Here is a 7,343-nt window from a genome sequence, read left to right as displayed (position 1 = left end):
CACCCAGCTGATCGGCCAGATCAGCGAAGCGGGCTATCTGGAGGCGAACCTGCTCCAGACCGCCCATGGCCTTGGCATCCCCCTGTTCGATGTCGAACGGGTGCTGGGCACCATCCACACATTCGACCCCACGGGCGTGGGCGCGCGCAGCCTGTCCGAATGCCTCGCCCTGCAGGCGAAGGAAGCGGATCGGCACGATCCCGCCATGGCCCGCCTGCTCGCCAATCTCGACCTGCTGGCCAAAGGCGCGCTGCCCCAGCTGCGCCGCATCTGCGGCGTGGATGAAGAGGATATGGCCGACATGATCGCCGACCTGCGCGCCTATGATCCCAAGCCCGGCCTTAAATTCGCGCATGAACGCGCCGCCCCCGTCACGCCCGACCTGTTCGTGCGCCCGACCCGCGAAGGCTGGGCGATCGAGGTGAACAGCGCCACCCTGCCCCGCGTCCTCGTCAACCGCAGCTATTATGTCGAACTGGCGAGCGGCCCGCAGGACAAGAGCAGCAGGACATGGCTGGCCGACTGTCTCGCCAGCGCCAACTGGCTGGTCAAGGCGCTCGACCAGCGGCAGAAAACGATCATCAAGGTGGCGAGCGAAATCGTCCGCACGCAGGAAGCCTTCTTTCAGCAGGGCGTCGCCCACCTCAAGCCGCTGACGCTCAAGGCCGTGGCCGACACGATCGGCATGCATGAATCGACCGTCAGCCGCGTGACGTCGAACAAATATCTGTCCTGCCCGCGCGGCCTCTACGAACTCAAATATTTCTTCACCAGCGGCGTCGCGGCGGCTGGCGGCGAAGGCGCGGTGTCGGCCGAAGCGGTGAAAAGCCATATCAAGGCGCTGATCGGCGCCGAAGATCCCGGCGCGATCCTGTCCGACGACACGCTGGTCGACCTGCTCCGCGCCAAGGGCATGGACATCGCCCGCCGCACCGTCGCCAAATATCGCGAGGCGCTGGGCATCGGCTCCTCGGTCCAGCGCCGCCGCCAGAAAGCCCTCAAGGGCAAGGCCGCCTGACCGCAGGGGCAAGGCGGTCGCGACCGGTTTCCGTCATATTCCCCCTCCCGCTGGCGGGAGGGGGTTAGGGGGTGGGCCTGCGCAGCGTTGCAAATGCCCACCCCGCTGCAAGTAACGCGCTCCGCGCGCAAGTTTCGCTGTGGAAAACCACCCAAAGCCCCCCGGCTTTCCTACCCCACCCCTCGCCTGCCATCATCCCGCCCGCTCTTTCCCATCGTCAGGCTGCCCGTGTGCCGCTTGGCGCCAACGCTCACGAAACAAAATTTCCGAACCTGGGAATAAAATGTCGAGTTTTGGGGGAAATGTGGGAAGTTAAGCGGATGAAGGCCCTTCGCGCGGCCCTGCGCTTGACCCCGCTCCCGCAACCGGCAAGAGCGCTCCCAAAGCATTTTGCGGCCATCGCGAACGGATGACGGCCCGCAAAATGCGGCAAGCAGAAAATCAGCCACAAGGATCGCCAGCCCCATGTCCGCCTCCTCCGCCGTCGCCTATCTCAACGGCACCTTCCTGCCGCTTGAAGAGGTCCGCATTTCCCCGCTCGATCGCGGCTTCCTGTTCGCCGACGGCATTTATGAAGTCGCCGCCGTGATCGACGGAAAGCTGGTGGACAGCGCCAGCCATCTGGCCCGGCTGGAACGCTCCACCGCCGCCATCGGCATCGCCCTGCCGATCAGCCTGGCCGACATCGAATCCGCGCAGCAGGAACTGGTCGCCCGCAGCGGCCTGACCGAAGGACTGGTCTATCTTCAGGTTACCCGCGGCGCGGATGCCAGCCGCGACTTCATCGCCTCGCCCGATATTCAGCCCACCCTGTTCATGTTCATGCAGGACAAGGTCGTGGTCGACCTGCCCGGCGTGAAAAGCGGCCTTGCCGTCGCCACCATGCCGGACCTGCGCTGGGCGCGCCGCGACATCAAGAGCGTCGGCCTGCTGGCACAGGCGATGGCGAAGCAGGCGGCCAAGGATGCCGGCGCGCAGGAAGCCTGGATGATCGAGGACGGCTTCGTCACCGAAGGTGCATCGTCCACCGCCTTCATCCTGACCGACGAAGGCATCGTGACGCGCCCCAACAGCCAGTCGGTGCTGCCCGGCTGCACCGCCGCCGCGCTCACCGCGCTGGCGCAGGAAAGCGGCATCGCGGTCATCCGCCGCCCCTTCACCCTCGATGAAGCGCTCGCCGCAAAGGAAGCCTTCATCACCAGCGCGTCCACCCTCTGCCTGTCGGTGGTGCGGATCGATGGGCAGACGATCGGCGACGGCACGCCTGGCCCGGTCGCGATGCGCCTGCGCGATCTCTATCTCGATTTCGCCCGCCGCACCGGGGTCTGATCCGAGCATTTTCGAAGCAGGTCGCATAAACTGCTGGCTCGAAAAATGCGGAAAACGGAAAATAGGGCATGATCCGATTCGGTATGAACGGGTCATGCTCGAAAAGACTCCATAATGGAGGCATTTTCACCCTTTGCTAAGGAAACCGGGATTTGCCTTCATTCTGGCGCTGAAATGGCGGCAAGCCGGATGGAAAACCGGCCTCAACCGGGCGTCATCTGCGACCGGCTGCCGCCTTTTCTCCAGAGCCTATCCATTATGGGCTGATTACGATGATGAAATGATCCGTTCTTGCTTTAACCTCCGGAACGAAGGTAGAACGGGAGCCGGATCATGATGGACGATTTTTCCTATGCCACGCCCCTGACGGGCAACGGCGCGCCGCCGCTTGCGCCCCGCGACGACCGGGCCAGCCTGCTCGTCATCGCCGACCGGATGGATGCGGTCGATCTGGAACCGGTGGCGACCGCGGCGGGCCTGCGTCTGCTGGGCGTCACGCCGCTGGACGATGCACCCACCCGGCTCGATCTACAGGCACAATGCGACACCCTCCTCATCATCTGCCCGGCCATGACCCCGCTGCTCGAACGGCTGCTGGTGCAGATCGAAACGCAGGCGATCCAGAACGGCATGGCCGTCATCATCGTCGCCGGATTGCCCACCATCGACCTGGCCTTCGCCTGCCTGCGCAGCCCGCACAGCCAGCTGCTCTGCGATCCCGACCGCACCGAACTGGCCGCCGCGCTGGTCGCCGCCGCCGAACATCGCCCCACACCGGGGCAGGTCCATGAAGTGGATCGGGAGGGCGTGCGCCTTCAGCAGCTCAGCGAAGAGGTCGGCCGCCTTGCCCGCACGCTCGACGCGCTGACCGAACGGGGCCGCATGGCCGTGCCCAGCTTCGACCTTGGCCCGCGCATTTCCGACCGGCCCAGCGACTATATCGGCATGCCCGTCCTCGCTCCCATCGGCGCCGCTCCGCAGACGATGGAAAAGCCCGCGCCCACGCTCACCGCGACCCAGGTGCGCGATCTGCTGCGCGCGCGGCGGATACGCGCGGACTTCCTGCCCGGCGACCTATTCGCCGATCCGGCATGGGACATGATGCTGGACCTGCTGGCCGCGCGGCTGGATCATGAACGCGTTTCCGTTTCCAGCCTCTGCATCGCGGCCGCCGTGCCGCCGACCACCGCGCTGCGCTGGATTCGCACCCTCACCGACAAGGGGCTGGTGGAACGGCAGGCCGATCCCCATGACGGCCGCCGCATCTTTATCGCCCTGGCGCAGGAAGCGGCCGATGCGCTTATCCGCTGGTTCGGGGCCAGCCGCCGCCTGCTCACCGCCTGATGGCGTCGGCCCGATCTGCATCGCCCCGATCTGCATCGCCCTCCATGTGCCCGCTTGACGGCCCGGCTTTTTCGCTTAGATAGGCGCTCTCCCGAACGGGGGCGATTAGCTCAGTTGGTAGAGCGTCTCGTTTACACCGAGAATGTCGGCGGTTCGAGCCCGTCATCGCCCACCAGTTTTTCGGCCTTCAGAGCCTGTCCGGGGGGACGGCCTCCGGCGCAACCTCCGTACTGCCTTCCGTCTCTAGTGCCTGTCCGGGGATGGCCACCGGTAAAAAGTCTAAAGCGAAGGGTTATCTTCGGCTCCACCAGCCGCCTCAGCGCCAACCAAGCCCCTGCCCTATCCGCAGCATCACAGGCACGACTGTCACCAGATCCCGCAATCCGCTCCGCCTGCGTAACGTTCATCGTGCAGCAATGCCGCTTGCGCCACATATATTGCATGCCATTTGCAGCCCTTTTCAGCGGCATGATGATGCCCGTCCTGCTAATGCTGTCGCCGCTGGCGGTGATCGCGGCCAGCCATTGCGGCGACCGGCACCCTGCGGCTTCCCCCACCGCCTCCGCCAACGCGGACCGGGCCTGCATCGATCATCCCCTGCCATTGATGTAAAGCCGCATATTGCGGCGCGGCGACGCCGCTGCTAACCGCCTTTTCATGATCCAGCCGCCCGAAACCATCCGAGTCTCCAAATCCCGCGTGTCCTGCGACGGGTCGGGGGACATTCCCGCCGCGCTCGGCCATCCGCGCGTTTTTCTGGAAATCGACGAACATGGCTATGTCGACTGCGGCTATTGCGATCGCCGCTTCGTCCTGATCGGCGGCGTGGCCGATAACGGCGCCGCCGCTGCCCAGCCGGACATCGCGTCGGGCGCCAGCCTCTGATCCATAGACGGCGTCGGCTGTCACGGCCGACGGCCGGGCATCATCCGATTCGATCCAATCGGATGATGCGCCAAAATTTCCATTGGCTTGGGCCATGCCATCCCTATATCGGACGGCATGACCGATCTTGCCAACCAGTTCACTGACGCCCGCGGCCTTCTTTATCGTCCGGGCCTGCTCGATCCCGACGGGGCACGCCGCCTGACCGCCGATGCGCTCAGGGCCTGCGACGATGGCGAACTCTATCTGCAATATCGCGCGAGCGAAGCGTTCGGCTTTGACGACGGTCGGCTCAAGACCGCCGATTATTCGACCGATGCGGGCTTTGGCCTGCGCGGCGTGTCGGGCGAAATGACCGGCTTTGCCCATGCCAACGACATCAGCGAAGCGGCGATCCGCAAGGCGGCGGAAACGCTGACCCTGCTCGATCCGGCAAAGGGCCAGCCCGCGCCCCCGCCCCAGCATACCAATCGCCATCTCTATACCGACGCCAATCCGCTGGAAATCGTCCCCTTTGCCGAAAAGGTGAAGCTGTGCGGTGAAATCGACGCGGCCGCCCGCGCCCGCGACCCGCGCGTCGCGCAGGTGTCGGTCAGCCTGGCGGGCAGCTGGTCCGTGGTCGAAATCGTGCGCGCGGACGGCTTCGTCGCCACCGACGTCCGCCCGCTCGTCCGTCTCAACGTCTCCGTCATTCTGGAGGAAAATGGCCGCCGCGAAACCGGCGTCTTCGGCATTGGCGGCCGTTACCTCTACGACGACGTCATGGACCCGGCGATCTGGAACCGCGCCATCGACGAAGCGCTGGCGCAGGCGCGGGTCAACATGCGGTCGGTCGCCGCACCGGCTGGCGAAATGACCGTATTGCTGGGCGCTGGCTGGCCCGGCATTCTGGTGCACGAAGCGATCGGGCACGGCCTGGAAGGTGATTTCAACCGCAAGGGCACCAGCGCCTTTTCCGGCCGCATCGGTCAGCGCGTCGCCGCGCCCGGCGTGACAGTGGTGGACGATGGCAGCATCATGAACCGCCGCGGATCGCTGTCGATCGATGATGAAGGCACGCCGACGCAGGAAAATATCCTGATCGAGGATGGCATATTGCGCGGTTATATGCAGGATCGCCTGAACGCCCGGCTGATGGGAGTCGCCCCCACCGGCAATGGCCGCCGCGAAAGCTATGCCCACGCCCCCATGCCGCGCATGACCAACACCTTCATCAAGGGCGGCAATGACGATCCCGAAGAACTGCTCAGCCGCGTAAAGACCGGCATCTTCGCCAAGAGCTTCGGCGGTGGTCAGGTCGACATCGTGTCGGGCAAGTTCGTCTTTTCCTGCACCGAGGCGTATAAGGTCGAAAATGGCAGGCTCGGCGATCCCATCAAGGGCGCGACCCTGATCGGCGATGGTCCCACTGCCCTCACCAAGGTGATCGGCGTCGGCAACGACTGGGCGCTGGACGAAGGCATCGGCATGTGCGGCAAGGGCGGGCAAAGCGTCCCCGCTGGGGTCGGCCAGCCGACCCTGCTGCTGGACGGCCTGACCATCGGCGGCACCGCCACCTGACAATCGCGCGCCCTGAACCGGCGCTGCGGCGACCGAACATGGAAAGGACGGGCCGCGATACGGCGACCCGATCCTTTTACGGACATGAATGGCGGAACCCCGCCCCCTGTCCGTCATTCATCCTGTATGAACATGCTGACCGACAGCCATGATGCGGTGACCGACGACTGGGCCGCCGCTTTGCTCGATTTCTGGTTCAATCAGGTCGGGGAGGATGGCTGGTACAGCCGTGATCCTGCGCTCGATCGCCTGTGCATTCAGCGTTTTCGCGGCCTCTGGCATGAAAAACAGGCTCTGCCGCCCGAAACCTTCCTCGGCCGCGCGGACGATGCGCTGGCCGCGATCCTGCTGTTCGACCAGCTGCCCCGCAACATGTTCCGCAACAACGCGCAGGCCTTCGCCACCGACGCGCTTGCCCGCACGGTAGCTCATGGCGCGATCGCGCAGGGTTATGACATCCAGATCGGCGGAGCGGGCCGCCTCTTCTTCTACATGCCCTTTCAGCATAGCGAGGCGCTGGAGGATCAGGATCTGTCGCTGACCCTGTTCGAGGGCGCGGGGCATGAACAATCCCTCGATTTCGCTCGCGCCCATCATGCAACCATCGCGCGTTTCGGCCGTTTCCCGCATCGCAACGCCGTGCTGGGACGTGAAACCCTGCCCGACGAAGCTGCCGCCGTCGCGGAAGGCGCGCATTGGTGACGCCCGCTGCCTAAATTTTGTGCAGCGCTTTGCCGCTGCCCATTTTTTTGGCGTCACTTTTATGACGCCACTGGCGCAACCCCGTATTAACTGGTCTTTAGTGTTTTGGCACAGCTCTTGCTGTGGCTTTCCACGCACACCAGCAACAGGGGGCGACATGAAACTTGTCATGGCTATCATCAAGCCGTTCAAGCTGGACGATGTCCGCGAGGCGCTGTCCTCGCTTGGCATCGCAGGCATGACGGTCAGCGAAGTGAAGGGCTTTGGTCGCCAGAAGGGGCAGACCGAAATCTATCGCGGCGCCGAATATTCGACCAACATGGTTCCCAAGATCAAGATCGAGGTCGTCTGCGACGACGATCTGGCGCCGCGCGTCGTGGAAGCGACGCAGGCGGCCGCCAATTCGGGCGCCATCGGCGATGGCAAGATCTTCGTACTCGATGTTGGGCAGGCCGTGCGCATCCGCACCGGCGAAACCGGCGAAACCGCGCTGTAAGAAGGGGGG

Annotated in this window: 8 protein-coding genes and 1 tRNA gene; all 9 read left to right on the top strand. The window is 64.7% G+C overall.

Annotation, left to right across the window (positions count from 1 at the left end):
• A partial coding sequence (gene rpoN, locus ACOJSJ_RS09975) for an RNA polymerase factor sigma-54 (RefSeq protein WP_420144827.1) occupies positions 1-1,018 on the top strand: 1,018 nt, incomplete at its 5' end.
• Positions 1,019-1,483: 465 nt separating this feature from the next.
• Positions 1,484-2,347 carry a D-amino-acid transaminase gene (locus ACOJSJ_RS09970; RefSeq protein WP_420144826.1) on the top strand — a complete coding sequence of 288 codons (864 nt, stop codon included), beginning with the start codon at positions 1,484-1,486 and terminating at the stop codon, positions 2,345-2,347.
• Positions 2,348-2,680: 333 nt separating this feature from the next.
• Positions 2,681-3,691, top strand: coding sequence for a winged helix DNA-binding protein (locus ACOJSJ_RS09965; protein ID WP_420144825.1), 1,011 nt, complete (start codon positions 2,681-2,683; stop codon positions 3,689-3,691).
• 99 nt (positions 3,692-3,790) lie between these two features.
• Positions 3,791-3,866, top strand: a tRNA-Val gene (locus ACOJSJ_RS09960).
• Between the two features lie 266 nt (positions 3,867-4,132).
• Complete coding sequence (locus ACOJSJ_RS09955; RefSeq protein WP_420144824.1) at positions 4,133-4,303, top strand: hypothetical protein; 171 nt, start codon at positions 4,133-4,135, stop codon at positions 4,301-4,303.
• A gap of 45 nt (positions 4,304-4,348) precedes the next feature.
• Positions 4,349-4,576 carry a zinc-finger domain-containing protein gene (locus tag ACOJSJ_RS09950; RefSeq protein WP_420144823.1) on the top strand — a complete coding sequence of 76 codons (228 nt, stop codon included), beginning with the start codon at positions 4,349-4,351 and terminating at the stop codon, positions 4,574-4,576.
• Between the two features lie 117 nt (positions 4,577-4,693).
• Positions 4,694-6,136: a metalloprotease TldD gene (tldD, locus tag ACOJSJ_RS09945; protein WP_420144822.1), complete on the top strand. Its 1,443-nt coding sequence runs from the start codon at positions 4,694-4,696 to the stop codon at positions 6,134-6,136.
• Positions 6,137-6,262: 126 nt separating this feature from the next.
• Complete coding sequence (locus ACOJSJ_RS09940; protein WP_420144821.1) at positions 6,263-6,838, top strand: DUF924 family protein; 576 nt, start codon at positions 6,263-6,265, stop codon at positions 6,836-6,838.
• Between the two features lie 157 nt (positions 6,839-6,995).
• Positions 6,996-7,334, top strand: coding sequence for a P-II family nitrogen regulator (locus ACOJSJ_RS09935; protein ID WP_004209785.1), 339 nt, complete (start codon positions 6,996-6,998; stop codon positions 7,332-7,334).
• Positions 7,335-7,343: the final 9 nt, after the last annotated feature.

Source organism: Sphingobium sp. (genome assembly GCF_048594625.1).
Lineage (GTDB): Bacteria > Pseudomonadota > Alphaproteobacteria > Sphingomonadales > Sphingomonadaceae > Sphingobium.
This window is presented reverse-complemented; position numbering and strand designations above follow the sequence as displayed.

Excerpts from the sequence above, each read along its gene's own strand:
- ACOJSJ_RS09970 (WP_420144826.1), top strand. The coding sequence starts at position 1,484 with ATGTCCGCCTCCTCCGCCGTCGCCTATCTCAACGGCACCTTCCTGCCG.
- ACOJSJ_RS09965 (WP_420144825.1), top strand. The coding sequence starts at position 2,681 with ATGATGGACGATTTTTCCTATGCCACGCCCCTGACGGGCAACGGCGCG.
- ACOJSJ_RS09955 (WP_420144824.1), top strand. The coding sequence starts at position 4,133 with ATGCCATTTGCAGCCCTTTTCAGCGGCATGATGATGCCCGTCCTGCTA.
- ACOJSJ_RS09950 (WP_420144823.1), top strand. The coding sequence starts at position 4,349 with ATGATCCAGCCGCCCGAAACCATCCGAGTCTCCAAATCCCGCGTGTCC.
- tldD (WP_420144822.1), top strand. The coding sequence starts at position 4,694 with ATGACCGATCTTGCCAACCAGTTCACTGACGCCCGCGGCCTTCTTTAT.
- ACOJSJ_RS09940 (WP_420144821.1), top strand. The coding sequence starts at position 6,263 with ATGAACATGCTGACCGACAGCCATGATGCGGTGACCGACGACTGGGCC.
- ACOJSJ_RS09935 (WP_004209785.1), top strand. The coding sequence starts at position 6,996 with ATGAAACTTGTCATGGCTATCATCAAGCCGTTCAAGCTGGACGATGTC.